The 23,147-nt window shown below is 75.5% G+C and carries 21 protein-coding genes; 14 read left to right on the plus strand and 7 right to left on the minus strand.

Annotated features, from left to right (window positions below):
• Positions 1-77 precede the first annotated feature (77 nt).
• A complete protein-coding gene (locus AB0469_RS21095) occupies positions 78-1,391 on the plus strand; it encodes a cytochrome P450 (protein WP_366452937.1) in 1,314 nt (437 codons plus the stop codon).
• Here the strand turns inward: AB0469_RS21095 and AB0469_RS21100 are convergent.
• On the minus strand, positions 1,351-2,076 hold the full coding sequence (locus tag AB0469_RS21100) for a hypothetical protein (RefSeq protein ID WP_366452938.1): 726 nt from the start codon (positions 2,074-2,076) through the stop codon (positions 1,351-1,353). The genes AB0469_RS21095 and AB0469_RS21100 overlap by 41 nt on opposite strands.
• A gap of 101 nt (positions 2,077-2,177) precedes the next feature.
• Between AB0469_RS21100 and ggt the strand changes: the two genes are divergently transcribed.
• Positions 2,178-3,977, plus strand: coding sequence for a gamma-glutamyltransferase (gene ggt, locus AB0469_RS21105; protein WP_366452939.1), 1,800 nt, complete (start codon positions 2,178-2,180; stop codon positions 3,975-3,977).
• Positions 3,978-4,022: 45 nt separating this feature from the next.
• Here the strand turns inward: ggt and map are convergent, their stop codons facing one another.
• Positions 4,023-4,781, minus strand: coding sequence for a type I methionyl aminopeptidase (map, locus tag AB0469_RS21110; protein ID WP_366452940.1), 759 nt, complete (start codon positions 4,779-4,781; stop codon positions 4,023-4,025).
• A 64-nt stretch (positions 4,782-4,845) separates the two neighbouring features.
• Here map and AB0469_RS21115 point away from each other — a divergent pair, with 64 nt between their 5' ends.
• The 6 genes from AB0469_RS21115 (at position 4,846) to AB0469_RS21140 (ending at position 12,066) form a co-directional block, all read left to right on the plus strand.
• The gene (locus tag AB0469_RS21115; RefSeq protein WP_366452941.1) at positions 4,846-5,097 is read left to right on the plus strand and encodes a helix-turn-helix transcriptional regulator; all 252 of its coding nucleotides are present in this window, start codon (positions 4,846-4,848) and stop codon (positions 5,095-5,097) included.
• A gap of 103 nt (positions 5,098-5,200) precedes the next feature.
• Positions 5,201-6,934, plus strand: coding sequence for a hypothetical protein (locus tag AB0469_RS21120; protein WP_366452942.1), 1,734 nt, complete (start codon positions 5,201-5,203; stop codon positions 6,932-6,934).
• A 517-nt stretch (positions 6,935-7,451) separates the two neighbouring features.
• Entirely contained in the window at positions 7,452-8,294 is an 843-nt protein-coding gene (locus AB0469_RS21125) for a nitrilase-related carbon-nitrogen hydrolase (RefSeq protein ID WP_366452944.1), read from the plus strand.
• Positions 8,291-9,586 carry an aspartate aminotransferase family protein gene (locus tag AB0469_RS21130; RefSeq protein ID WP_366452945.1) on the plus strand — a complete coding sequence of 432 codons (1,296 nt, stop codon included), beginning with the start codon at positions 8,291-8,293 and terminating at the stop codon, positions 9,584-9,586. Before AB0469_RS21125 ends, AB0469_RS21130 begins: the two co-directional genes overlap by 4 nt.
• A gap of 9 nt (positions 9,587-9,595) precedes the next feature.
• Positions 9,596-10,996: a dihydropyrimidinase gene (gene hydA / locus AB0469_RS21135; protein WP_366452946.1), complete on the plus strand. Its 1,401-nt coding sequence runs from the start codon at positions 9,596-9,598 to the stop codon at positions 10,994-10,996.
• A gap of 56 nt (positions 10,997-11,052) precedes the next feature.
• Entirely contained in the window at positions 11,053-12,066 is a 1,014-nt protein-coding gene (locus tag AB0469_RS21140; protein WP_366452947.1) for a TIGR03842 family LLM class F420-dependent oxidoreductase, read from the plus strand.
• A 42-nt stretch (positions 12,067-12,108) separates the two neighbouring features.
• On the opposite strand, the gene AB0469_RS21145 is transcribed toward AB0469_RS21140, so the two are convergent.
• Complete coding sequence (locus AB0469_RS21145) at positions 12,109-13,119, minus strand: glutathione S-transferase C-terminal domain-containing protein (protein ID WP_366452948.1); 1,011 nt, start codon at positions 13,117-13,119, stop codon at positions 12,109-12,111.
• 186 nt (positions 13,120-13,305) lie between these two features.
• Between AB0469_RS21145 and AB0469_RS21150 the strand changes: the two genes are divergently transcribed.
• The 3 genes from AB0469_RS21150 to AB0469_RS21160 all read left to right on the plus strand — a co-directional run bounded on the left by AB0469_RS21150 (position 13,306) and on the right by AB0469_RS21160 (position 16,124).
• Positions 13,306-14,133, plus strand: coding sequence for an inositol monophosphatase (locus AB0469_RS21150; RefSeq protein WP_366452949.1), 828 nt, complete (start codon positions 13,306-13,308; stop codon positions 14,131-14,133).
• Positions 14,134-14,196: 63 nt separating this feature from the next.
• On the plus strand, positions 14,197-15,615 hold the full coding sequence (locus tag AB0469_RS21155; protein WP_366452950.1) for an NAD(P)/FAD-dependent oxidoreductase: 1,419 nt from the start codon (positions 14,197-14,199) through the stop codon (positions 15,613-15,615).
• Positions 15,615-16,124 (plus strand): O-acetyl-ADP-ribose deacetylase, encoded by a 510-nt coding sequence (locus AB0469_RS21160; protein WP_366452951.1) that lies wholly within the window; start codon positions 15,615-15,617, stop codon positions 16,122-16,124. The genes AB0469_RS21155 and AB0469_RS21160 overlap by 1 nt, the downstream gene beginning before the upstream one ends.
• On the opposite strand, the gene AB0469_RS21165 is transcribed toward AB0469_RS21160, so the two are convergent.
• Positions 16,121-16,846 (minus strand): helix-turn-helix domain-containing protein, encoded by a 726-nt coding sequence (locus tag AB0469_RS21165; protein ID WP_366452952.1) that lies wholly within the window; start codon positions 16,844-16,846, stop codon positions 16,121-16,123. The genes AB0469_RS21160 and AB0469_RS21165 overlap by 4 nt on opposite strands.
• 185 nt (positions 16,847-17,031) lie before the next feature.
• Between AB0469_RS21165 and AB0469_RS21170 the strand changes: the two genes are divergently transcribed.
• On the plus strand, positions 17,032-18,156 hold the full coding sequence (locus tag AB0469_RS21170; RefSeq protein ID WP_366452953.1) for a helix-turn-helix transcriptional regulator: 1,125 nt from the start codon (positions 17,032-17,034) through the stop codon (positions 18,154-18,156).
• On the opposite strand, the gene AB0469_RS21175 is transcribed toward AB0469_RS21170, so the two are convergent.
• Positions 18,122-18,883, minus strand: coding sequence for a GNAT family N-acetyltransferase (locus tag AB0469_RS21175; protein ID WP_366452954.1), 762 nt, complete (start codon positions 18,881-18,883; stop codon positions 18,122-18,124). The genes AB0469_RS21170 and AB0469_RS21175 overlap by 35 nt on opposite strands.
• Before the next feature lie 79 nt (positions 18,884-18,962).
• Here AB0469_RS21175 and AB0469_RS21180 point away from each other — a divergent pair, with 79 nt between their 5' ends.
• Positions 18,963-19,925: an aminoglycoside phosphotransferase family protein gene (locus tag AB0469_RS21180; RefSeq protein ID WP_366452955.1), complete on the plus strand. Its 963-nt coding sequence runs from the start codon at positions 18,963-18,965 to the stop codon at positions 19,923-19,925.
• Here AB0469_RS21180 and AB0469_RS21185 read toward each other — a convergent pair.
• Positions 19,916-21,517: an AMP-binding protein gene (locus AB0469_RS21185; RefSeq protein ID WP_366452956.1), complete on the minus strand. Its 1,602-nt coding sequence runs from the start codon at positions 21,515-21,517 to the stop codon at positions 19,916-19,918. The genes AB0469_RS21180 and AB0469_RS21185 overlap by 10 nt on opposite strands.
• Before the next feature lie 89 nt (positions 21,518-21,606).
• Here AB0469_RS21185 and AB0469_RS21190 point away from each other — a divergent pair, with 89 nt between their 5' ends.
• A complete protein-coding gene (locus AB0469_RS21190) occupies positions 21,607-22,488 on the plus strand; it encodes a LysR substrate-binding domain-containing protein (RefSeq protein ID WP_366452957.1) in 882 nt (293 codons plus the stop codon).
• An 11-nt stretch (positions 22,489-22,499) separates the two neighbouring features.
• Here the strand turns inward: AB0469_RS21190 and AB0469_RS21195 are convergent, their stop codons facing one another.
• A complete protein-coding gene (locus AB0469_RS21195; RefSeq protein WP_366452958.1) occupies positions 22,500-22,982 on the minus strand; it encodes an Lrp/AsnC family transcriptional regulator in 483 nt (160 codons plus the stop codon).
• Positions 22,983-23,147: the final 165 nt, after the last annotated feature.

The following is a 23,147-nucleotide window of genomic DNA, read 5'->3' on the forward strand; positions in this document are numbered from 1 at the left end:
CCGGGGGCGGACCGGCCCGGCGAGGGCGCGCGCCGCTCCCTTGCGGCCGCGCCCCGTGTGCCGTCACCTTGTGGACCATGGAACCCGCCGCACCCGATTCCGCCGAGCCCGGCGTGCCCGCCGCCCCGGGCGCCCGCCCACCGACCGGCGTGCCCGACGTGTTCGACCCGCGCCTCTACGCCGCGGGCGTCCCGCACGAGCGCTACCGGCTCCTGCGCGACCGGGCCCCGGTGGCCTGGCAGGAGGAGCCGGAGGTGCTGGGCTGGCCCGCCGGGCCCGGCTTCTGGGCCGTCACCCGGCACGCCGACGTCGTCCGGGTCCTGCGCGACCACGGCGCGTACTCCTCCTGGCTCGGCGCCACCCAGATCCGCGACCCCGACCCCGCCGACCTGCCCTTCCTGCGGCGCACCATGCTCAACCAGGACCCGCCCGGACACGGCCGGCTCCGCCGCCTGGTCTCCCAGGCCTTCACCCCCGCCCGGGTCGACGCCTTCGCGGGCCGGGTCCGCGGGCGCGCCCGCACCCTCCTGGCCGCCGCCCGGGACGGCGCCGAGGACGGGACCGCCGACCTGGTGCGGACCGTAACCGACGAGTACGCCCTGCTCAACCTCACCGATCTGCTCGGTGTCCCGGCCGCCGACCGGGGCCTGCTGCTGGAGTGGACCGTACGCGTCATCGGCTACCAGGACCCCGAGGACGCCCCCGCCCCCCTCCTCGGCCCCGACGGGAAACCGCTGAACCCGCGCTCACCGGCCCTGCTCGGCGAGATGTTCGGCTACGCCCGCGAACTCGCCGCGCACAAGCGCGCACACCCCGGCGACGACGTGATGACCGCCCTCGCCCACGGCGGGCTGGACCCCGCCGAACTGGAGATGTTCTTCTTCCTGCTGACCGTCGCCGGCAACGACACCGTCCGCAGCGCCGCCCCAGGCGGCCTCCTCGCCCTGGCCCGCGACCCCGGCGCCTACCGCGCGCTCGCCGACGGCAGCGCCGCGGCCGGCCCCGCCGTCGAGGAACTCCTGCGCGTCCACCCGCCGGTGCTCAGCTTCCGCCGCACCGCCGTCCGCGACACCGAGCTCGCCGGAACCCGGATCCGCGCCGGTGACAAGGTGGTGGTCTTCCACGCCTCCGCCAACCACGACGCACGCGTCTTCCCCGACCCCCACCGCCTCGACCTCGGCCGTTCCCCGAACCCGCACGTCTCCTTCGGCGACGGCCCGCACGTCTGCCTCGGCGCCCACTTCGCCCGGCTCCAGCTGCGCACCCTCTACGAGGAGTGGCGCACGGCGATGCCCGCCCCCGAGCTCACCGGCGAGCCGCGCCGGCTGGTCTCCAACTTCATCAACGGGATCACGCGGCTGCCGCTGCGGGTGTCCGCGCCGCGGCGGTGACGTCCGCCACCAGCTCCGTCACATCGGGGCCGTACGCATCGGAGTTGACCACCTTCAGCAGCAGGCAGAAGGCGGCCCCGCGGTAGGTGCGCGCCAGCTTCTCGTGGTGGCGCGCCAGGTAACGGGCCGCCGCCTGGTTGCTGTTGGCGGTCTGTCCCGACAGCAGGAACAGCGGCCGGGCCCCCTGATCGGTCGTCAGGCGGGCCAGCAGCACGTACTCGACCATGCCGGGATCCCAGAGGTACGTCTCCCCGCCGACGCTGATCGAGCCCCGGTGCTCCGGCCCCGGCTCGGGGGAGAGGTCGACGCGCACCCCCGGCAGCATCGAGTGCAGGTGCGCCACCGTGCGGGAGTTGGAGGCGGGGCCGCCGACGCAGAACTCGGCGCGCTCGCCGAAGCCCTGGCGGGCCTCGTGGGTGACGATCCGCACCGTCGCCCCGCAGTCCTTGATGAGGGCCGATATCTCCAGCAGGGCGAAGGCGTCGTTGCGGTGCAGCGAGGTCTCCGTGCCGCCCATCTGCCGGTTGACCACGAACAGGCAGTCCGAACCGGTCGGCAGCCCGAAGAAGGCCTGCTTGCGGCGGAGCGCACGGCGCCACAGGTACGTACGGGTGAACCAGCCGAAGCCGCCGCTGACGGCGGTGGCCACCACTCCGAGCACGATGTTGCGCACGTCGTCGTCCATGCGGCGGATGGTAGCCGCCGCACCGCCTCCCTGACGCGGGGGGTGCACCGAAGCTAGGCTGCCGGTCCAAGGTCTGACAGGCAGTCGACTGGAGGAACCGGATGCGCGCTCGCGCAGCACGTCAGTTAGCGTTCGCAGCCCTCGCCGGGGCGCTCGTGTCCACCGGAGCCGCCGCTCCGCCCCCGCCGCAGGCCGCGCCGGCCAAGGCGCCGGTGGCCGTGGGCTACGGAGGGGCCGTCGCCAGTGTCGACGCCGACGCCTCGGCGGCCGGGATCGCCGTCCTGCGGGCCGGGGGCAACGCCGTGGACGCGGCGATCGCCACCGCAGCCGCCCTCGGGGTCACCGAACCGTACTCGGCCGGCGTCGGCGGGGGCGGCTACCTCGTCTACTACGACGCCGCCTCCCGCCGGGTGCAGACCGTCGACGGCCGAGAGACCGCGCCCGCCACGGCCACCGAGACCCTGTTCCAGGAGAACGGCGTCCCCATCCCCTTCGCCGAGGGCCAGACCAGCGGCCGCAGCGTCGGCGTCCCCGGCACCCCCGCCACCTGGAAGACCGCCCTCGACGCCTGGGGCACCCGGCCGCTGTCCCAGCTCCTGCGCCCCGCCGAGAAGCTGGCCCGCGACGGGTTCACCGTCGACGGCACCTTCCGCGCCCAGACCGAGGCCAACCAGGACCGCTTCAAGGACTTCCCCGACACCCGCAGGCTGTTCCTGCCCGGAGGACAGCTCCCGGTCGTCGGCTCCACCTTCAAGAACCCCGACCTCGCGGACACGTACGCCGAACTCGCCCGCAAGGGCACGGGAGCGCTCTACCGCGGCCCGATCGCCGACGACATCGTCAGGGCCGTGCGCAAGCCCCCGGTCGACCCCGCCGCCACCCGGACCGTCCGCTCCGGCGACCTCACCGCCGCCGACATGCGCGCGTACGCGACCAGGCGGCAGGCCCCGACCCGGGTGGGCTACCGGGGCCTGGACGTCTACAGCATGGCCCCGTCCTCCTCCGGGGGCACCACCGTCGGCGAGGCGCTGAACATCCTGGAGCGCACCGACCTGTCGAAGCTGTCCGAGGCGCAGTACCTGCACCGGTTCATCGAGGCCTCCCGGATCTCCTTCGCCGACCGGGGGCGCTGGGTCGGCGACCCGGCCGCCCAGCCCGTACCGACCCGCGAACTGCTCTCGCAGCGGTTCGCCGACTCGCGCGCCTGCCTGATCAGGCCGGACCGGACCCTGACCAGCCCGCTGGCCCCCGGGGACCCCCGCGACCCGGCGCCCTGCGCCACCACCGGGCAGGCGGCTCCCACCACCTACGAGGGGGAGAACACCACGCACCTGACGGTCGCCGACCGCTGGGGCAACGTGGTCTCGTACACCCTGACGATCGAGTCCACGGGCGGCAGCGCCATCACCGTCCCGGGCCGCGGCTTCCTGCTCAACAACGAGCTGACGGACTTCTCCTTCGCCCCGGCGGCCCCCGGCGTCCCGGACCCGAACCTGCCGGGCCCGGGCAAGCGGCCGCGCTCGTCCATGTCCCCGACCATCGTCCTCGACCACGGCCGCCCGGTCCTGGCGGTCGGCTCCCCGGGCGGTGCGACCATCATCACCACCGTCCTGCAGACCCTGACCGGCCACCTGGACCGGGGACTGCCGCTGGTCGACGCGATCAGGGCGCCGCGCGCGAGCCAGCGCAACCAGACGACGACGGAGCTGGAGCCGGAGCTGTGGAACAGTCCGCTGCGCGCCGAACTGGAGGGGCTGGGGCAGGCGTTCCGGCAGAACCCGGAGATCGGCGCCGCGACGGGCGTCCAGCGGCTCCCGGACGGCCGCTGGCTGGCGGCGGCCGAGACCACACGGCGGGGCGGGGGCTCGGCGATGGTCGTGCACCCGCAGGGCAAGCCGTAGCCGCGGCCGGCCCGCGGGCCGGGTACCGGCACCCCGCCGGACGGCCTACGGGGCCGTCAGGATCCTGGAGCCGCCGGCGGTGATGGCGACCGTGTGCTCCACGTGCGCGGCGCGGGAGCCGTCGGTGGTGCGCAGGGTCCAGCCGTCGGGGTCGCAGGCGTAGTCGTCCGTGCCGCCCGCGATCAGCATCGGCTCGATCGCCAGGACCATGCCGGGGCGCAGCTTCATGCCGCGCCCCGGCGGGCCCTCGTTGGGGACGCCCGGGTCCTCGTGCATGCTGCGGCCCACGCCGTGGCCGCCGAAGCCCTCCGGGATGCCGTAGCCCGCCGCGCGGCCCACGGCGTGCGCGATGTCGCCGATCCGGTTGCCGGGGACGGCGGCGGCGATGCCGGCGGCGAGGGCCGCCTCGGCGGTCCCGATCAGCCGCAGGTCGGCGGGGCGGGCCCGGCCGACGGTGAAGCTGACGGCCGCGTCGCCGACCCAGCCGCGCAGCCTGGCCCCGCAGTCGATGCTGACCAGGTCGCCGTCGCGCAGCCGGTAGCCGTCGGGGACGCCGTGCACGATCGCGTCGTTCACCGAGGCGCACACCACGCCGGGGAAGGGCACCGGCGCGAAGTGCGGGCGGTAGCCGAGGAAGGGGGAGGTGGCCCGTGCCTCGCGCAGGACCGCGCGGGCCACCGCGTCCAGCTCCAGGAGGGACACGCCCACCCGGGCGGCCTCCCGCACGGCTGCCAGGGCGTGCGCGACCACCCGGCCGGCGGCACGCATCTCGTCGATCGCTTCGTCCGTTTTCAAGTGCACCATGCCGATAACTATACCGGTATAAGTTTAACGGGATAGTTATGGGCGCGCGGGGTAGGATGGGGTCATGGTGCGAACCCCCCTGACCCCCGAAGAGCGCGAGCGCGGCGAGCGGCTGGGCGCGCTGCTGCGCGAGGCGCGCGGCGGCCGCAGCATGGTCGAGGTGGCCGCGGGCGCCGGGCTCTCGCCCGAGACCCTCCGCAAGATCGAGACGGGCCGGGCGCCGACTCCGGCCTTCTTCACCGTGGCCGCCCTCGCCGGGACGCTCGGCCTCTCCCTGGACGACGTCATGCGCCGCTGCGCGCTGGTCCCGGCCTGACGCGGCGCTCCGCCGCCCGCCCCACTCCGGCGGACGCGGGTTCGCCGTCAAGGTTTGAGACTCCCGTAGTGCGCCCGTAACACGGGTGGTATGCAATGCCGGGATGGAGACGCCGACTGCGCTGGTGATCGGGCAACTCACGGACTATCTGCGGGGGTTGACGCAGAGACTGGATCCCGGGACCGGCTGGTACGGGGAGTTCCTGCGGCGGGACCCGGAGGGGATGCGGGCCTGCCTCGACGGGATCGCCCTGCCGCCGTGGGACGTACTGGAATCCCTCCTGCTGGACCTCCCGGGAGCCCCCGGGGAGTCCGCGCGGGAGGCGGCGCACGCGGCGGGTCTGCGGGCCGCGGCCGTCGCCGCGTGGGACGCGCGGCCGGGCGGGGCGCGGGAGCTGGGGATCCTGCTCGCCGCGGCGACGGAGCAGCGGGTCGCCATGGAGGAGGCCCTGCGGTACCTGAGCGCCCGGCTGGGCGGCGCGACCGACCCGGCGGAGGCGGAGGCCCTCTCCCGCGAACTGGCCTGGACCCGCGACGACGCGACTCGCGCGGCGGCCCGCCAGGCGGACCTCGAAACCCGCCTGTCGTCCCTCTCCCTGCCCGGCGTCCCCCGCCAGCGCGACCCCGCCGGCCCCTTACCCCCGGCCGACCCGGCCGGGCCGCCGGCCGGCCGGCCCCATCCGCGGTCGGGCCGGCCGGAGCCGCCGGTCGGGCGGGCCGAGGGCCGGTGGCTGCGCGGCGCCCGCCGGCCCGGCGAGCCACACCACGCCGCCCCGGCCCCGGCCCCCGCCCCCTCTCCCGCCCCGGCCCCCTCTCCCGCCGACGCCGCACCCGCGGTGTCCCTCCGCGCCCTGCGGGGCGCCCGCTTCGGCCGGACCGCGCCCCCGGCTCCGGCCCCTGTCCCCGCTCCCGTCGACGCCGCATCCGCGGTGCCCCTCCGTGCCCTGCGGGGCGCCCGCTTCGGCCGGACCGCGCCCCCGGCTCCGGTCCCTGTCCCGACCCCTGTCCCGGCTCCGGCCCCGGGTCTCACCTCGGCCCCGGTCCCGGCCCCTGTCCCCGCTCCCGCCGAGGCCGCATCCGCGGTGCCCCTCCGTGCCCTGCGGGGCGCCCGCTTCGGCCGGACCGCGACGCCGCCGACCCCGACGCCCCCGGCCCCCGAGCTGGGAGCCGCCCCCGCCGGAAGACCGGCGGACGCCTCCGCCCAGCGGCCGCCGGATCCGGGGCCCGGGGCCCGGACGGACCGCTCGCCCGCAGCCCTCGGGGAGGCCCCCGGCGACGCCCTCCCCGCGGAGGGGGCCGGGACCGTGCCCCGGGGGGTCGCACGCGGGGCCTTCGTCGCCGAGCTGCTCACCCTGCGGGCCCGGGGCCGCAGCGGCGAGGCGCACGCACTGCTCTGCGAGGCGGCCCTGTGGCCCGCCGGGGAGCTCCCCGGCCTCGCCGAGGAACTCGGGCACGCCGGGCTGGCCGCCGACTGGGCCACCCTGCTGTGGGAGACGGCCTCCCTGCCGCCCGACCGGCTCGCCGCGGCCGCCGGGGCCCTCGGGGAGGCGGGCCGGGAAGCCGACGCCGACCGGCTGCTGCGCCAGGGCGTGGCCCGCCCGGCCGCCGAGGTCGCCGAAGCCGCCCTGGCCCTCGGCGCGGCAGGCCGCGACCGCGAGACCGGGTCCCTGCTCCAGGCCTACGTCCGGCTGCGCACCGCCGACGAGACGGCCGCGCTGGCCCGCCACGACCCCCACTGGTTGACGCCGCGCCTCCTGCGGGCCGCCCGCGCCCTCTCCGCCGCCCGCCACCGCGACCTCTCCCACGCCCTGCGCGTCGCCGGCCTCCCGGCGACCTAGGGGGTGTCCGCGAAGTCCCGCCTGCCCCGCGACGTCCGGCACGCACGCTCGCCGCACCGGGCGCAAGACCGAGCACGTCCGGTACGAGGTCTTCCGCCCGGCACGCCGGGAGCACGCTCCCCCGAGCTCTCGGCTCCGCTCGATCAGGGGGGACCCCCATGACGCCGCGGGGCCCGCCCTCCGGGCGGCCGGCGCTCCTTCGCGGACACCCCCGGGCCACCCCTTCCGGACCGTTCCGGCCGCGCCGCCCGGCACCGCACCCGCGGCGATGCCGGGGCTCCCGCGTACGCCCGCCCCCGGGAGCCCCCGCGCGGAGTCCGTCCGCCGCGCCGCCGGGGCGGCCCGCGTGAACCGCCCGTCCGATGACCGCAATCGACCGTGTGGCGACGTAACTTGATCGACTACTCCAACCGCGCAAGGTGGTCTTGCCCCACGCTGTGACGGGGCCTACCTTCGACTCCCTACGGACACCGTCTACGTGCGTAGAAGTCGGCGTTCCCGTCGCGAGGAGCAGCTCATGGCCCAAGTCGTCCGCGCCGCACTCGTCCAGGCCACCTGGACCGGAGACACCGAGTCGATGATCGCCAAGCACGAGGCGCACGCCCGCCGGGCGGCCGCCCAGGGCGCGAAGGTCATCGGCTTCCAGGAGGTGTTCAACGCCCCCTACTTCTGCCAGGTCCAAGAGCCCGAGCACTACCGCTGGGCCGAGCCCGTCCCCGACGGCCCCACCGTCCGCCGGATGCAGGAACTGGCCCGCGAGACCGGGATGGTCATCGTCGTCCCCGTCTTCGAGAAGGAGGGCGAGGGCTTCTACTACAACACCGCCGCCGTCATCGACGCGGACGGCAGCTACCTCGGCAAGTACCGCAAGCACCACATCCCGCAGGTCAAAGGCTTCTGGGAGAAGTACTACTTCCGCCCCGGCAACCTCGGCTGGCCGGTCTTCGACACTGCCGTCGGCCGCGTCGGCGTCTACATCTGCTACGACCGCCACTTCCCCGAGGGCTGGCGCCAACTCGGCCTGGCCGGGGCCCAGCTGGTCTACAACCCGTCCGCCACCTCCCGGGGCCTGTCCGCGTACCTGTGGCAGCTGGAACAGCCGGCCTCCGCCGTCGCCAACGAGTACTTCATCGCCGCCATCAACCGCGTCGGCCAGGAGGAGTACGGCGACAACGACTTCTACGGGACCAGCTACTTCGTCGACCCCCGCGGCCAGTTCGTCGGCGAGGTCGCCAGCGACAAGGAGGAGGAACTCCTCGTCCGGGACCTCGACTTCGACCTGATCAAGGAGGTCCGCGAGCAGTGGGCCTTCTACCGCGACCGCCGCCCCGACGCCTACGGAGGACTGGTTCAGCCGTGACCAACCCGACCCCCCTGCACAGCCGCCACCGCACCGTCCTGCCCGACTGGCTCGCGCTCTACTACGACCGCCCCATCGAGCTCACCCACGGCGAGGGACGCCACGTCTGGGACGCCGACGGGAACCGCTACCTCGACTTCTTCGGCGGCATCCTCACCACCATGACCGCCCACGCCCTGCCGGAGGTCACCAAGGCCGTCTCCGAGCAGGCCGGGCGGATCATCCACTCCTCCACCCTCTACCTCAACCGGCCCATGATCGAGCTGGCGGAACGGATCGCCGCCCTGTCCGGCATCCCGGACGCCCGGGTCTTCTTCACCACCTCCGGCACCGAGGCCAACGACGCCGCCCTGCTGCTCGCGACCACGTACCGCCGCTCCAACCAGATCCTGGCGATGCGCAACAGCTACCACGGCCGGTCCTTCTCCACCGTCGGCATCACCGGCAACCGGGGCTGGTCCCCGACCAGCCTGTCCCCGCTCCAGACGTACTACGTCCACGGCGCCGTCCGCACCCGCGGCCCCTTCGCCGCCCTCGACGACGCCGCCTTCACCGCCGCGGCCGTCGCCGACCTGGAGGACGTGCTCGGCCAGGCGCGCGGGGGAGTGGCCGCCCTCATCGCGGAGCCGATCCAGGGCGTCGGCGGGTTCACCTCACCCCCCGACGGGCTGTACGGGGCCTTCCGCGAGGTCCTCAACCGGCACGGCATCCTCTGGATCAGCGACGAGGTGCAGACCGGCTGGGGCCGCACCGGCGACAACTTCTGGGGCTGGCAGGCCCACGCGCGCAGCGGCCCGCCGGACGTGCTCACCTTCGCCAAGGGCATCGGCAACGGCATGTCCATCGGCGGGGTCGTGGCCCGCGCCGAGGTGATGAACTGCCTCGACTCCAACTCCATCTCCACCTTCGGCGGCTCCCCCGTCACCATGGCGGCCGGCCTCGCCAACCTCTCCTACCTCCTGGAACACGACCTCCAGGGCAACGCCCGCCGCGTCGGCGGCCTCCTCCTGGAGCGGCTGCGCGCCCTCGCCGCCGCCTCGCCCGCCGTCCGCGAGGTCCGCGGCCGGGGCCTGATGGCCGGTCTGGAGATCACCGAGCCCGGCACCGACCGCGCCGACCCGCAGGCGGCCGCCGCGGTCCTGGAGGCGGCCCGGGCGGGCGGCCTGCTGATCGGCAAGGGCGGCGGGCACGACACCAGCGTGCTGCGCATCGCGCCGCCGCTCTCCCTCACCGTCGCCGAGGCGGAAGAGGGGGCCGAGATCCTCGGACAGGCGCTCCGCAGCATCGAGTAGGGGACCGACATGAGCATCCGCACCCTGATCAGAGGCGGCCTGGTCGTCACCGCCGCCGACGAGCTGCACGCCGACGTCCTCGTCGAGGACGGCCGCGTGGCGGCCCTCGCCGCCACCGGCTCGGCCGCCGCCGGGGCCTGGACCGCCGACCGCACGATCGACGCGAGCGGGAAGTACGTCATCCCGGGAGGCGTCGACGCCCACACCCACATGGAGCTGCCGTTCGGCGGCACCTCCGCCTCCGACACCTTCGAGACCGGCACCCGGGCCGCGGCGTGGGGCGGCACCACCACCATCGTCGACTTCGCCGTCCAGAGCGTGGGCCGATCCCTGCGGGAGGGGCTCGACACCTGGTACGCCAAAGCCGACGGCAACTGCGCCGTCGACTACGCCTTCCACATGATCCTCTCGGACGTCAACGAGCACACCCTGAAGGAGATGGACCTCCTCGTCAGCGAGGGGATCACCTCCTTCAAGCTGTTCATGGCCTACCCGGGCGTCTTCTACAGCGACGACGGGCAGATCCTGCGGGCCATGCAGCGGGCCTCCGGCAACGGCGGGCTGATCATGATGCACGCCGAGAACGGCATCGCCATCGACGTCCTCGTCGAACAGGCCCTCGCCCGCGGGGAGACCGACCCCCGCCACCACGGCGAGGTCCGCAAGGTCCTCCTCGAAGCCGAGGCCACCCATCGGGCGATCCAGCTCGCCAGGGTCGCCGGCTCCCCGCTGTACGTGGTCCACGTGTCGGCCGAGGAGGCGGTCGCGGAACTGGCGGCGGCCCGCGACAAGGGGCTCCCGGTCTTCGGCGAGACCTGCCCGCAGTACCTGTTCCTGTCCACCGACAACCTGGCCGAGCCGGACTTCCAGGGCGCCAAGTACGTGTGCTCCACCCCGCTGAGGCCGCGCGAGCACCAGGCGGCCCTGTGGCGCGGGCTGCGCACCAACGACCTCCAGGTGGTCTCCACCGACCACTGCCCCTTCTGCTTCCGCGGGCAGAAGGAGCTGGGCCGGGGCGACTTCTCCAAGATCCCGAACGGCCTGCCGGGGGTGGAGAACCGGATGGACCTCCTGCACCAGGCGGTCCTGGACGGGCACATCAGCCGGCGCCGCTGGATCGAGATCGCCTGCGCCACGCCGGCCCGGATGTTCGGCCTCTACCCGCAGAAGGGCACCATCGCGCCCGGCTCCGACGCCGACATCGTCCTCTACGATCCGCACGCCGAGCAGGTCGTCTCCGCCGAGACCCACCACATGAACGTGGACTACTCCGCGTACGAGGGCAGGCGGATCACCGGCCGCGTCGACACGGTCCTCTCGCGCGGCGAACTCGTCATCGACCGGCGCGCGTACACGGGCCGCGCCGGCCACGGGGCCTTCGTCCACCGTTCCACCTGCCAGTACCTCTAGGCGGCGCCCGGGGCCCGCACGCCCCGGCGCCCGTACTCCCCAGCAAGGAGCGACGCATGGACTTCGGTCTCGTCCTGCAGACCGACCCGCCCGCCTCGCAGGTGATCAGCCTGATGAAGCGCGCCGAACGCAACGGCTTCCGCTACGGATGGACCTTCGACTCCGCCGTGCTGTGGCAGGAGCCGTTCGTCATCTACAGCCAGATCCTCGCCAACACGCAGAAGCTGCACATCGGCCCGATGGTCACCAACCCGGGCACCCGCACCTGGGAGGTCACCGCCTCCACCTTCGCCACCCTCAACGACATGTACGGCAACCGCACGGTCTGCGGGATCGGCCGCGGCGACTCCGCCATGCGCGTCGCCGGCCGCGCCCCCAACACCCTGGCCCGCCTCGGCGAGGCCATCGAGGTGATCCGCGACCTCGCCGAGGGCCGCGAGGCCGAGGTCGACGGCAAGCCGCTCCGCATCCCGTGGATCAAGGACGGCAGGCTCCCGGTCTGGATGGCGGCCTACGGCCCGAAGGCCCTCGCCCTCACCGGCCAGAAGGCCGACGGCTTCATCCTCCAGCTCGCCGACCCCTTCCTCACGGAATGGATGGTCAAGGCCGTGCGCCGGGCCGCCGCCGAGGCGGGCCGCGACCCGGAGTCGGTCACCATCTGCGTCGCCGCCCCCGCGTACGTCACGGCCGACGACTCACCGGCCGCCCTGGCCCACGCCCGCGACCAGTGCCGCTGGTTCGGCGGCATGGTCGGCAACCACGTGGCCGACCTCGTCTCCCGCTACGGCGAGCACTCGGGCATGGTCCCCGACGAACTCACCGAGTACATCAAGGCCCGCCAGGGCTACGACTACAGCCACCACGGCCGCGCCGGAAACCCCTCCACCGACTTCGTCCCGGACGAGATCGTCGACCGCTTCTGCCTGCTGGGCCCGGCCGGGGCCCACGTCGAGAAACTGCGCACCCTGCGCGACCTGGGCGTCGACCAGTTCGCCGTCTACGCCATGCACGACGCGCGGGAGGCGGCCATCGACGCGTACGGCTCCGACGTCATCCCCCTGTTCGCCTGACGCCCGGCGCCCGCCGGCGGGCGCCGGGCCCGCCGGCCCGTGTCAGGGGTGTGACGCCGGTCGCAGGGGCGGGACGGTCTCGGCGGGGGAGGGCGGCTCCGGCGGGGTGCCGTCCCCGAACGGGCGCCCGCCCAGCGCCTCCCGGCCGTGGGGTTCGAGCCAGCCCGACGGGTCGGGGCCCGCGGGAACGATCCCGGACGGGTTGATGTGGGCGTGGACCACGTAGAAGTGCCGCTTGACGTGGTCGAAGTCGACCGTGTCCCCGAAGCCGGGCGTCTGGAAGAGGTCCCGGGCGTACGCCCACAGCACCGGCATCTCGGTCAGCTTCTGCCGGTTGCACTTGAAGTGGCCGTGGTAGACGGCGTCGAAGCGCACCAGCGAGGTGAACAGCCGGACGTCCGCCTCCGTGATGCTGTCGCCGACGAGGTAGCGGGACCGCTCCAGCCGCTCCGAGAGCCGGTCGAGGCGGGCGAACAGCCGCCCGTACGCCTCCTCGTACGCCTCCTGCGACTTGGCGAACCCGGTGCGGTAGACCCCGTCGTTCACGTCCCGGTAGATCTCCTCGCCGACCTCGTCGATCTCCGGCCGCAGCGCGGCCGGGTACAGGTCCGGCGCCCCGTCGCGGTGGTACGCCGTCCACTCCAGGGACAGGTCGAGGGTCAGCTGCGCGTAGTCGTTGGTGACCACCGCGCCGCTCGGCACGTCCACGATCGCGGGCACGGTGATGCCCCGGTCGTAGCCGGGGAAGCGGGCGAAGTACGCCTCCTGGAGCCGCTCTATCCCCAGCACCGGGTCACGGCCCTCCGGGTCCAGGTCGAAGGTCCAGCTGCGCTTGTCGTGCGTCGGCCCGGCGATCGCCATGGGCAGGGCCTTCTCCAGGCCCAGCAGCCGCCGGGTGATCACCGTGCGGTGCGCCCAGGGGCAGGCGCGGCTCACCACGAGGCGGTAGCGGCCGGGCTCCACCGGGAAACCGTCGCGTCCGTCGGCGGTGATCCGGGTGGTGATGTAGCGGCTGTCGCGGGTGTACCCCTTGGCGGGGCCTACAGAGCTCATGCGGGGGCCATACCCAGGAACCGCGGCCCCGAGCGGCCGCTCCAGCGGGACTCCGCCGTCCCTCGTCCCGGCCGCCGGACCCGGGGCCCCGCGGCCGGCCGGGTTCACCCCGGCGTCACCCGGTGTCCGGCCGGCCGCCCCGGGCCGTCGGTGGGGTTCGGCGGCCCGCCGTGATGTGATGGGGGCATGATCGATGAGTTCCTGGCCCAGGGCCTGCCCGACGTGGAAGAGGCCGTCCGCAAGGCGGCGGCGGTCGAGATCATGCCGCGGTTCCGGCAGCTCGCCCAGCACGAGGTCGACCAGAAGAGCGGCCCGCACGATCTGGTGACCGTCGCCGACCGCAAGGCCGAAGAGCACCTCACGGCCTCCCTGACCCGGCTGCTGCCCGGCTCCGCCGTCGTCGGGGAGGAGGCCGTGCACGCCGACCCCGCGGTCTACGGGGCGCTGCGCGGCGACGCACCCGTGTGGATCGTCGACCCGGTCGACGGCACGCGGCAGTTCGTGGAGGGCGACCCCCACTTCTGCACGCTCGTCGCCCTCGCCCGGCACGGCGAGATCCTCGCCTCCTGGACCTACGCGCCGGCCCTGGAGGTGCTGGCCACCGCCGTGCGCGGACAGGGCGCGTACGTCAACGGGGAGCGGATCCACAGCGGTTCGCCGGAGCCCGGCGCCGACCTGCGCGTGGCGACCGCCCACCCGCTGTACACCTCCGAGGAGGACCGGCGCTTCCTGTCCCGGCTCGACGTCCCCGGCGTCGCCCCCCGGGCCTGCGGCTCGGCGGGCCTGGAGTACCTGAGGGTCGCGCGCGGCGAGATGGACGCCCTGGCCTTCACCTGGCCCTCGGCCTGGGACCACGCGGCCGGGCTGCTGCTGGTCGCCGAGGCGGGCGGCGCGCAGAGCACGGTGGACCGGGTGCCCTTCCGGATCGACCGGGACAACGCGCTGCCCTTCGCGGTGGGCCGCGACGAGGCCACCGCCGTCCGCGTCCGCGAGCTGCTGCGCGGCGGGGCCTGAGCGGGCGGGGGCGGGCGCAATAAGCTGGGGGCAGTGGCCGTCGTCGGACGAAGGAGCTGTCAAGTGCCGTCGATTCTCGACGCAGTCGTGGTGGGGGCGGGGCCCAACGGCCTGACGGCCGCGGTCGAACTGGCCCGCCGGGGCCACTCGGTGGCCGTGTTCGAGGCCGCCGGGTCGGTGGGCGGCGGGGCCCGCACCGAGGAGCTCACCCTCCCCGGCTTCCGGCACGACCCCTGCTCGGCCGTGCACCCGCTGGGCATCGGCTCCCCGGTGTTCAAGACCATGCCGCTCGACCGGTACGGCCTGGAGTGGCTGCACGCCCCACTGCCCATGGCGCACCCCTTCGACGACGGCACGGCCGCCGTGCTCTCCCGCTCCGTCGCGCAGACGGCGGCCTCCTTCGGGCCCCGGGACGCGGGCGCGTACCGGCGCCTGGTGGCGCCCTACCTCGGCCGCTGGGACACCCTCGCCCGCGACTTCATGTCCCTGCCGAACACCGCGCTGCCCCGCGACCCGCTCCTCCTCGCCCGCTTCGGCCTCACCGGCCTGCCGCCCTCCACCTGGCTGCTGAGCCGCTTCCGCGACGACCGCGCCCGGGCGCTCCTCGCCGGGCTCGCCGCGCACGTCATGGCCCCGCTCAGCGGGATCGGCACCGGCGCGGTCGCCCTGGTCTTCGCGCTGGCCGCGCACGCGGGCGGCTGGCCGATGGCGCGCGGCGGTTCCCAGTCCGTCTCCGACGCGCTCGCCGGCTACCTCGCCGACCTCGGCGGAGCCGTCCACACCGGCTTCGAGGTCAAGCGGCTCGACGACCTCCCGCCGGCCCGCGCGTACGTCTTCGACACCTCGCCGACCGCGCTGGCCCGGATCGCCCGCCTGGGCCGGGCCTACGACGGCTACCGGTACGGCACCGCCGCCTTCAAGCTCGACTACGCCCTCGACGGACCCGTCCCGTGGACCGCCGAGGCCCCCCGCCGCGCCGGCACCGTCCAGATCGGGCCCGGCAGCCGCGACATCGACGCCGCCCTCCAGCTGGCCTCCGGCGGCCGCGCCCCCCGCAACCCCTTCCTCATCACCGCCCAGCCCAGCCTGGCCGACCCCGGCCGCGCACCGGAGGGCAAGCACGTCTTCTGGGCGTACGGGCACGTCCCGGCGGGCTGGGACGGCGACCTCACCGAGGCCGTCGAACGGCAGCTGGAGCGCTTCGCCCCCGGCTTCCGCGACCTCGTGCTCGCCCGCGCCACCGCCGGCCCGCCGCAGCTCGCCGCCCGCAACCCCAACTACGTCGGCGGGGACATCGCCTGCGGCTCCGCCGCGGGCCTGCGGCTGCTGCTGCGGCCGAGGATCACCCTCTCCCCGTACACCACCGCCCACCCGGCGGTCTTCCTCTGCTCCTCGGCCACCCCGCCCGGCCCCGGCGTCCACGGCATGTCCGGCCACAACGCGGCCAAGGCCGTCTGGCGCCACCTGCGAAAGGAACGCTGATGGTCCGGATCACCCTCGTCCAGGGAGACATCACCGCCGAGGAGGCGGACGCGGTGGTCAACGCCGCCAACTCCTCGCTCCTCGGCGGCGGGGGAGTGGACGGCGCCATCCACCGGCGCGGCGGCCCGGAGATCCTCGCCGCCTGCGAGGACCTGCGCCGCTCCCACTACGGCAAGGGTCTGCCGACCGGCCGGGCGGTCGCCACGACGGCCGGCCGCCTCCCGGCGGAGCACGTGATCCACACCGTGGGACCCGTCTGGTCCCGCGAGGAGGACCGCTCGGAGCTCCTGGCCTCCTGCTACCGGGAATCCCTGCGCGTCGCCGACGAACTCGGCGCCCGCACCGTCGCCTTCCCCGCCATCTCCACCGGGATCTACGGCTGGCCGATGGACGACGGCGCCCGCATCGCGATCGAGACCGTCCGCACCACCCCCACCCGGGTGGAGGAGGTCCGCTTCGTCCTCTTCGACGCCTCCGCCTACGCGGCCTTCGCGGCCGCCCTGGACTAGGCGCCCTCCGCCTCCCCGCCCCGGGTCCGCCGCAGCAGTCGTGACCAGCTGGCGTACGCCTGCGCCGGGCAGTCCGGCCAGGGGCCGTCGGCGCGGGTCAGGCGGTCGCCCACCGCGGCCGCCGCCCCCGCGACCGCCGCGGTCAGCGGGGCCGGCGGCTGGTCCGCCGGGGCCAGCGCGGCCAGCGCGGCCACCACCCGCCCGCCTCGGCCCCGCACCGGCAGCGCCGCACAGCACAGCCCCGGCATCACGCCCTCCCGGTCCACGAACGGACCCCGCTCCCGGCTGGTCAGCGCCAGACCGGCGGCCGTGGTGAGCGGGAAGGCCATCCCGTCGCGCACCGGCACCAGCGGCTCGGCGCGCCCCGGCACCGAGGCCACCGTCAGCGCCAGCCCGTCCCGCAGCACCACCAGGACCGCGCTGGCCCCCGTCGTCATCCGCACCCGCAGCAGCGGTGTCCGGGCGGCCGTGCGCAGCCCCGGATACGGCTGCCAGGACTGCCCCAGCCGGAACAGCTCCGGCCCCAGCACGTACCGCCGCCCGTGCCGCTCGACCGCCCCCAGCGCGGCCAGCTGCTCCAGCAGCCGGTGCGCCGTCCCCTTCGGCACCCCGCAGGCCACGGCCATCTCCGTCAGCCCCGCCTCCCCGCCCGCCCGCCGCAGCGCGTCGAGCAGCGCGAACGCCCCGTCGAGCACGCCCCTGCCCGCCGATTTCCCCGTCATGGTTCCCCCCGCACGCATCTCCTCCGGTCCCGGAGGTCCTTCGCAGTGTGCGGACGGCGGCCCCGCGGCGCCATCCCAGGAACCTGGGGGTGCGGCCGCCGCCCGGAGGCGTTTAGCGAACGTTCAGCGCCCTGGCCGATTCTGGGTCCATGGCCGCCCCGCCGGGCGGCCGATCAGGAGGACCCATGACCGGCCCCACGCACTGGCAGAACGCGTACCGGCGTACGGTCCGGGCCGCGCAGGACGCGACCGGACCCGTACCCGTGCTGGAGGCGGCAGCCGCCGAACTGGCGCGAACGGTCCCCTTCGAGCTGTGGGCCGGGGTGCTGCTGGACCCGGACACCCTCCTCAACGTCGGCGGCGTCTACCGGCACGGGGTGGGCGCGGAGTGGATGCCCCGGATGCTCGACATCGAGTACCGCGAGGGCGACGCCCTCCAGATGCCCGCCCTCGCCCGCTCGGGCGCCGCGCCCGTGGGGACCCTCCACACCGGACTCGGCGGCCGGCTCGAACGCAGCACCCGCTACCGCGACATCTACCGTCCGCAGGGGCTCGGCGACGAGATGCGGGTGCTGCTGCGCGACGCCGGGCGGGTGTGGGGCGCGCTGGTCATGGTCCGCGACGCCGGCGGGCCGCCGTTCTCCGCCGCCGAGACGGACCTCGCCGGCCGGCTCTCGGCCCCCCTGGGCCGGGCCCTGCGCGATTCGCTGACGGCCGTGCCGGGCGGCCGCGATCCGCAGGCCCGGGCGATGGTCCTGCTCAGCGCCGAGTACGAGGTGCTCACCACCTCGGCCACGGCCCGGGCCTGGTTCGCCGAGCTGGCCGAGGTGCCCGCGTCCGGCGCCGCCGGGCTGCCGGCCACCGCGTACGGGGTGGCGGCGGCCGCCCTGCGCAGTGCGGGCGGCGGCTGCCGGGTGTGCGTGCCCACCCGCTCGGGCGGCTGGGCGGGCATCGAGGGCTGGCGCCTGGAGGGGGGATCCTCACCGCAGATCGCCCTGTCCGTCGGCCCGGCCTCGCCGCCCGACCGGATCGCCGCGCTGCTGCGGGCGTACGCGCTGACCCCGCGGGAGTGCCAGGTGCTGCGGCAGGTGCTGCGCGGCGCGTCGACGGCGCAGATCGCCACGGGCCTGGCCCTGTCCCCGCTGACGGTGCAGGACCACCTCAAGTCGGTGTTCACCAAGACCGGGGTGCGCTCCCGCCGCGAGCTGGTCGGGCAGGTCTTCTTCGAGCAGTACCTGCCCGAGCTGCCGCCCGACCCCTCCGGACAGTGCGGCCTCAGGTCCGCTCGAAGCCGTGGCACCGGCCGATGACCGAGAAGCCCCGGCGCTCGTACCAGTGGCGCGGCCAGTCCGAAGCGTCGGCGGTCAGGAACCGGGTGGCGCAGTGTGCGTCGGCGGCCCGGCGCAGGGCGGAGGCCAGGACCGCGTCGGCGTAGCCGCGTCCGAGGTGGAGTTCGGAGGTGACGAGGTCCTCGATCTGGGCCGTGCCCGACGCCGGGTCCAGGTAGAGGTCGGCCCACGAGGCGACCTCGCCCTCCGGTGTGCGGGCGCCGATGAACTGCACGGTGTGGGCCCCGCGCCGGCCGGTCTCGCGGCGGTCGACGAGCTGGCGGATCACCTCCTCGCCGGCCTCGGGCAGGAACCCGCGCCAGCGCCGGGCGAGCGGCACGCGGAACGCGTCGAGGTCCACCTCCTCCGCCCCGCCGCCCGCCGGCACCGGACCCCCGTGCAGCATGAAGAGGTAGACGGAGTGCGCGTAGCCGGCCCGCAGCAGCGGTTCGGCGCAGGCCTTGCCGGCCTCGTCGTCGAGGACGGTGAGCAGGCGGTACGGCAGGTGCCCCAGCACCTCGTCCGCCAGGGCCGGCAGCGCCCCGGGGTCGACCGCACCGTCGACGACGGCGTGGTTGTTCCCGTGCGAGAGCGGGAACGCGTCGTCGAGCGCGGCGAATCCGCCGGGGAAGTCGACGGTCCGCGCGGCCTTGCGGCGCGCGAAGGCCGCGAGGAAGGTCTTGATCTGCTGTATCTCCGAGCCGGGCATGGGGTGAGCCTAGGCGCCCGGGCCGCGTGGTCACCTCGATTTTCCTGCGGTCCGTGCTGCGTGCAACTAGGCTGCGGCCATGGTGACGCGCGCGGAGACGGAGCAGGACTGGGCGGCGACCCGCGCCTGGGTGGAGGGGACGCTGCCCGACGGGGAGCGCATCGGGGGCGCCGCGCCGCTCCAGGGCGGCTGGACCTCGCGGATGCGCCGTCTGGAGCTGGCCGGCGGGGCTGCGGGCCCCCGGTCGCTGGTGCTGCGGTCCTTCGTCCGGCCCTTCTACCTCCGCCACGCCGAGGGCCTGCTGACGCGCGAGGCGGCGATCCTGCGGCTGCTCGCCGGCACGGACGTCCCCGCCGCCTCCCTCGTGGCCGTGGACCCGACGGCGGAGCACTGCGACCACCCCTCCCTGCTGATGTCCCTGCTGCCCGGGGCCGTGCGCGTCGACGAGGAGGAGCAGGGGCCGCGCGCCGAGCTGATGGCCCGGCAGCTGCTGGGCATCCACCGGCTGCGGGTGCCCGCTGCGGACCGGCCCCGCGCCTACCAGGCGTGGACCTCCGCCGAGCAGGTCGCCCCGCCGGAGCACACCGGGCGGCCCGAGCTGTGGCGGCGGGCCGCGGACGCCATCCGCCGCCGGCCCCCGGAGCACCGGGCCTGCTTCCTGCACCGCGACTTCCACCCCGGCAACGTCCTCTTCGAGGGGGCCGGCGGGGCCCTGCGCGTCAGCGGGGTCGTCGACTGGGTGGAGACCTCCTGGGGGCCGGCCGACCTCGACGTCGCCCACTGCTCGACCTCCCTGGCCCTGCTGCACGGGGTGCCCGCGGGCATGGGCTTCGCCGACCGCTACACGGCGGCCGGGGGGACCCTGGCCGAGGACCCGGCCGACCACCTCTACTGGCGCCTGCTCGACGCCCTGGCCTTCGCCCCGGACGCGGAGAAGGTCGCCGTGCCCTGGCGCGCGCTGGGACGGACCGACCTCACCCCGCGGGTGATGGCGGACCGGCTGGAGCGCTACCTCGACGCCCTCTTCGAGCGCTACGCCTGAGCCGCGGGCCGTCCCCCCGGACCGCCCAGGGTCCGGGCCAGCAGCCGCTTGTCGGGCTTGCCGACCGCGGTGAGCGGGATGCGGTCCACGGTGTGCACGGCCCGGGGCGCGTACATCGCCCCCTTGTGCCGGGCGACGTACTCCCGGACCACCTCCCGCCCCGCGTCCCGCCCCGGCACCGGGACGATCGCGGCGTGCACCTCCTCGCTCCCGTCCGCACGGCGCACCCCGAACACCGCGCACCGGGCGACGGCGGGATGGGCGAGGAGCAGCTCCTCCAGCTCCGCCGGGTGGACGTGCCCGCCGACCACCACGATCTGCTCCCCGAGCCGGTCCAGGACGTACAGGCGGCCCTCGGAGTCGAGGCAGCCGACGTCCCCGGTACGGATCCACCCGTCGCGCAGCACCCCGGCGGTCGCCGCGGGCCGGCGCCAGTACCCGCTCATCGCCATCGGCGTGCGGACGACGATCTCCCCGGCCCGCCCGGCGGGCAGCGGCCCGCCGTCGGCGCCGCGGATCTCGATGGCGACGCCGGGCGCCGCCCGCCCCGCCGTCGGCACGCCGCCGGGGCCCGTCACCCCGTGCTCGTGCGGCAGCACCTCGGCGATGTTGCCCGCCTCCGTCTGCCCGTACCAGCCGTGCAGCACCGGCCCGAGGGCCCGGGCGGCCTCCCGCAGCCGCCCCGCCGACGCTCCGGTCCCGCCGTAGAAGACGCGGCGCAGGGCGGACAGGTCGGCCGCGGGCCGGTCCGGGTGGTCCAGCAGCTCGTAGAGCAGGGGCGGCAGCAGCCAGACGTCGGTGACGCGCTCGCGGGCGAGGGCGGCGAGCACCTCGCCCGCGTCGAACGCGGGCCGCAGCACGACGCTGCCGCCGGCGAGGAGGGTGATGTCCGCGAGGATGCCCGCCATGTGCGCGAGCGGGGTGCAGGCGAGGGCGCGGGGCCGGCTCCCGGCCGGGATCCGGCCCGCGTAGAGGGCGAGCGCCCGGGCGTAGGGGCCGTGCGCCATCCGGACGCCCTTGGGGTTCCCGGTGGTGCCGCCGGTGAAGCGCACGCACCAGTCGTCCTCCGGGCGCGCCCCGCCCGGTACGGGCAGGGCCGGCCGGAGCGCGGCGGCCGCCGTCAGGTCCTCGCCGGCCGGCTCCTGGCCGGCCGGCGCCGGGCCCAGCGACAGGACGGCGGGCACGCGCACCCGGGCGAGCAGCGCCCGGGCGGCGGCCTCCGAGCCCGGCGCCACCAGCAGCACGGCGGTGTCGACGCTCTCGACGATCCCGGCCTGCGCCTGCGGGGCCGTGCCCCCGCCCAGGAACACCACCCGGGCGCCGAGCAGGTTCACCGCGTACCGGGCGAGCAGCGCCTCGGGCTGGTTGCCCGTCAGGAAGGTGACGGTGGAGCCCCGGCCGACGCCCCGCTCCGCCAGCTCCGCCGCCGTCCGCAGGACCCCGTCCCGGAACTCCCCGGCGAGCAGGGCGGGTCCCCGTGCCGGCACCAGGGCCGGGCGGTGGGGGGAGCGTGCGAGCACCTCCAGCACTGCCTCGACGTAACTCCCTTGCGCAGGGCCCTGGTTGTACGTGTTCTCGGGGTTCTCGGTCATGCTCCGCAGGCTAGGGGCGCGCCCTTCGCGCGGTCCAAGACCGGTTCGGCCATGAAAAGATGCCTCCACGGTGATGAGGGGGGCGGGGAATGGATCTGCTCGCGTTGCGCTGCTTCCAGGTCGTCGCGCGCCACGAGCACATCAGCCGGGCGGCCGCCGAACTGCGCGTGGCGCAGCCCTCGGTGAGCCGCACCATCGCCCGTCTGGAGGCCGAGCTCGGCGTGGAGCTCTTCGAGCGCCGGGGCCGCCGCATCCGCCTCGGCCGGCACGGCGCCGCCTTCCTGCGCCGCGTCGACCGGGCCCTGGGCGAACTGGAGGACGGCCGCCGCGAACTGGCGGAGGCGGCCGGCGCCGGAAGCGGCGCCGTGACGGTGGCCACCGAGACCCTGATGACCCTGGCCGCCCTGCTCCGGCGCCACCGCGCCGCCCGTCCCGGCGTCGACCTGCGGCTGCGCCAGTGCCCCGCCGACGCGATGGCCCACCTGCTGCGCACCCGGGAGGCGGACCTCTGCCTGGCCTCCGAGCCGCTCGCCGGCCCGGGGCTGGAGTCGGTGGAGCTGCTCCGGGAGGAGGTGCTGCTGGCCGTGCCCGCCGGGCACCGGCTGGCCGGGCGCGAGGACGTGGCCGTGGCCGAGCTGGCGGGGGAGCCGTTCCTCACGCCCGGGCCCGGTCACTGGCAGCGGGAGCTCGCCGACCGGCTGTTCGCCCGGGCCGGGCTGCGGCCCGCGGTGGTCTGCGAGGGGAACGAGCCCGGCGCCCTCCTCGACCTGGCCGGCGCGGGCCTGGGGGTCGCCCTGCTCCCGGCGATGGCACGGGAGGCCGGCCCGCGCGCGACGGTGGCCTGGGCCCGGCTGGCCACCCCCGACAGCCGGCGGGTGCTGTGGCTCGTGCGCGACCGGGACGCCTTCGCACCCGCCGCCGTCCGGGACTTCGCCGACTTCGCCGTCGCGCACTTCCGCGGCGACGGCTGAGGCCGGAGGCCTCAGAGGGTCCGGGCGGCTGTCCCCGGGGTGGGCCGGGGATAGGTGCGGGACTGCTTGACGCTGCCGAAGGCGAAGCTGGACTCGATCGAGGCGATCCCGGGGATGGCGTGGATCCGGTGGCGGACCAGGGCCTCGTACGCCTCCAGGTCCTCGATGACCACCCGCAGCAGGTAGTCGCTGCTGCCCGCCATCAGATAGCAGTCCTGGATGTGCTCGATCACCGCCACGTGCTGCTCGAACTGGGCGACCGCCTCCTTCGTGTGCCGCTCCAGGCGGATGCGGACGAAGACCGTGATCGGCAGCCCGAAGGCGACCTGGTCCACCACCGCCGTGTAGCCCCGGATCAGGCCCGCCTCCTCCAGCCGGCGGACCCGGCGCAGGCAGGGCGAGGGGGACAGCCGGACGCGGTCGGCGAGGTCCTGGTTGGAGAGCCGCCCGTCGGCCTGCAGCTCCCGGATGATCTGGAGGTCGACGGCGTCCATGGCCACTCCCGGGGTCCCTCGGTGTTTTCTCGGCGATTCTTGGCAGATCCTGCCCCAAACGTATGTCCGAACGACAGAACTGGCAATCGGCTGCCCCGGCCCACGCCCTAACGTTGCCGGTGAACGGGCCGGACCGGCCCGCTCTCACAGGCTGGAGTGCATCCC

This window comes from Streptomyces sp. NPDC093801 (assembly GCF_040701585.1).
In the GTDB taxonomy this organism is placed as follows: Bacteria; Actinomycetota; Actinomycetes; order Streptomycetales; family Streptomycetaceae; genus Streptomyces.

Excerpts from the sequence above, each read along its gene's own strand:
- AB0469_RS21095 (WP_366452937.1), top strand. The coding sequence starts at position 78 with ATGGAACCCGCCGCACCCGATTCCGCCGAGCCCGGCGTGCCCGCCGCC.
- AB0469_RS21100 (WP_366452938.1), bottom strand. The coding sequence starts at position 2,076 with ATGGACGACGACGTGCGCAACATCGTGCTCGGAGTGGTGGCCACCGCC.
- ggt (WP_366452939.1), top strand. The coding sequence starts at position 2,178 with ATGCGCGCTCGCGCAGCACGTCAGTTAGCGTTCGCAGCCCTCGCCGGG.
- map (WP_366452940.1), bottom strand. The coding sequence starts at position 4,781 with ATGGTGCACTTGAAAACGGACGAAGCGATCGACGAGATGCGTGCCGCC.
- AB0469_RS21115 (WP_366452941.1), top strand. The coding sequence starts at position 4,846 with ATGGTGCGAACCCCCCTGACCCCCGAAGAGCGCGAGCGCGGCGAGCGG.
- AB0469_RS21120 (WP_366452942.1), top strand. The coding sequence starts at position 5,201 with ATGGAGACGCCGACTGCGCTGGTGATCGGGCAACTCACGGACTATCTG.
- AB0469_RS21125 (WP_366452944.1), top strand. The coding sequence starts at position 7,452 with ATGGCCCAAGTCGTCCGCGCCGCACTCGTCCAGGCCACCTGGACCGGA.
- hydA (WP_366452946.1), top strand. The coding sequence starts at position 9,596 with ATGAGCATCCGCACCCTGATCAGAGGCGGCCTGGTCGTCACCGCCGCC.
- AB0469_RS21140 (WP_366452947.1), top strand. The coding sequence starts at position 11,053 with ATGGACTTCGGTCTCGTCCTGCAGACCGACCCGCCCGCCTCGCAGGTG.
- AB0469_RS21145 (WP_366452948.1), bottom strand. The coding sequence starts at position 13,119 with ATGAGCTCTGTAGGCCCCGCCAAGGGGTACACCCGCGACAGCCGCTAC.
- AB0469_RS21150 (WP_366452949.1), top strand. The coding sequence starts at position 13,306 with ATGATCGATGAGTTCCTGGCCCAGGGCCTGCCCGACGTGGAAGAGGCC.
- AB0469_RS21160 (WP_366452951.1), top strand. The coding sequence starts at position 15,615 with ATGGTCCGGATCACCCTCGTCCAGGGAGACATCACCGCCGAGGAGGCG.
- AB0469_RS21165 (WP_366452952.1), bottom strand. The coding sequence starts at position 16,846 with ATGACGGGGAAATCGGCGGGCAGGGGCGTGCTCGACGGGGCGTTCGCG.
- AB0469_RS21170 (WP_366452953.1), top strand. The coding sequence starts at position 17,032 with ATGACCGGCCCCACGCACTGGCAGAACGCGTACCGGCGTACGGTCCGG.
- AB0469_RS21175 (WP_366452954.1), bottom strand. The coding sequence starts at position 18,883 with ATGCCCGGCTCGGAGATACAGCAGATCAAGACCTTCCTCGCGGCCTTC.
- AB0469_RS21180 (WP_366452955.1), top strand. The coding sequence starts at position 18,963 with ATGGTGACGCGCGCGGAGACGGAGCAGGACTGGGCGGCGACCCGCGCC.
- AB0469_RS21185 (WP_366452956.1), bottom strand. The coding sequence starts at position 21,517 with ATGACCGAGAACCCCGAGAACACGTACAACCAGGGCCCTGCGCAAGGG.
- AB0469_RS21190 (WP_366452957.1), top strand. The coding sequence starts at position 21,607 with ATGGATCTGCTCGCGTTGCGCTGCTTCCAGGTCGTCGCGCGCCACGAG.
- AB0469_RS21195 (WP_366452958.1), bottom strand. The coding sequence starts at position 22,982 with ATGGACGCCGTCGACCTCCAGATCATCCGGGAGCTGCAGGCCGACGGG.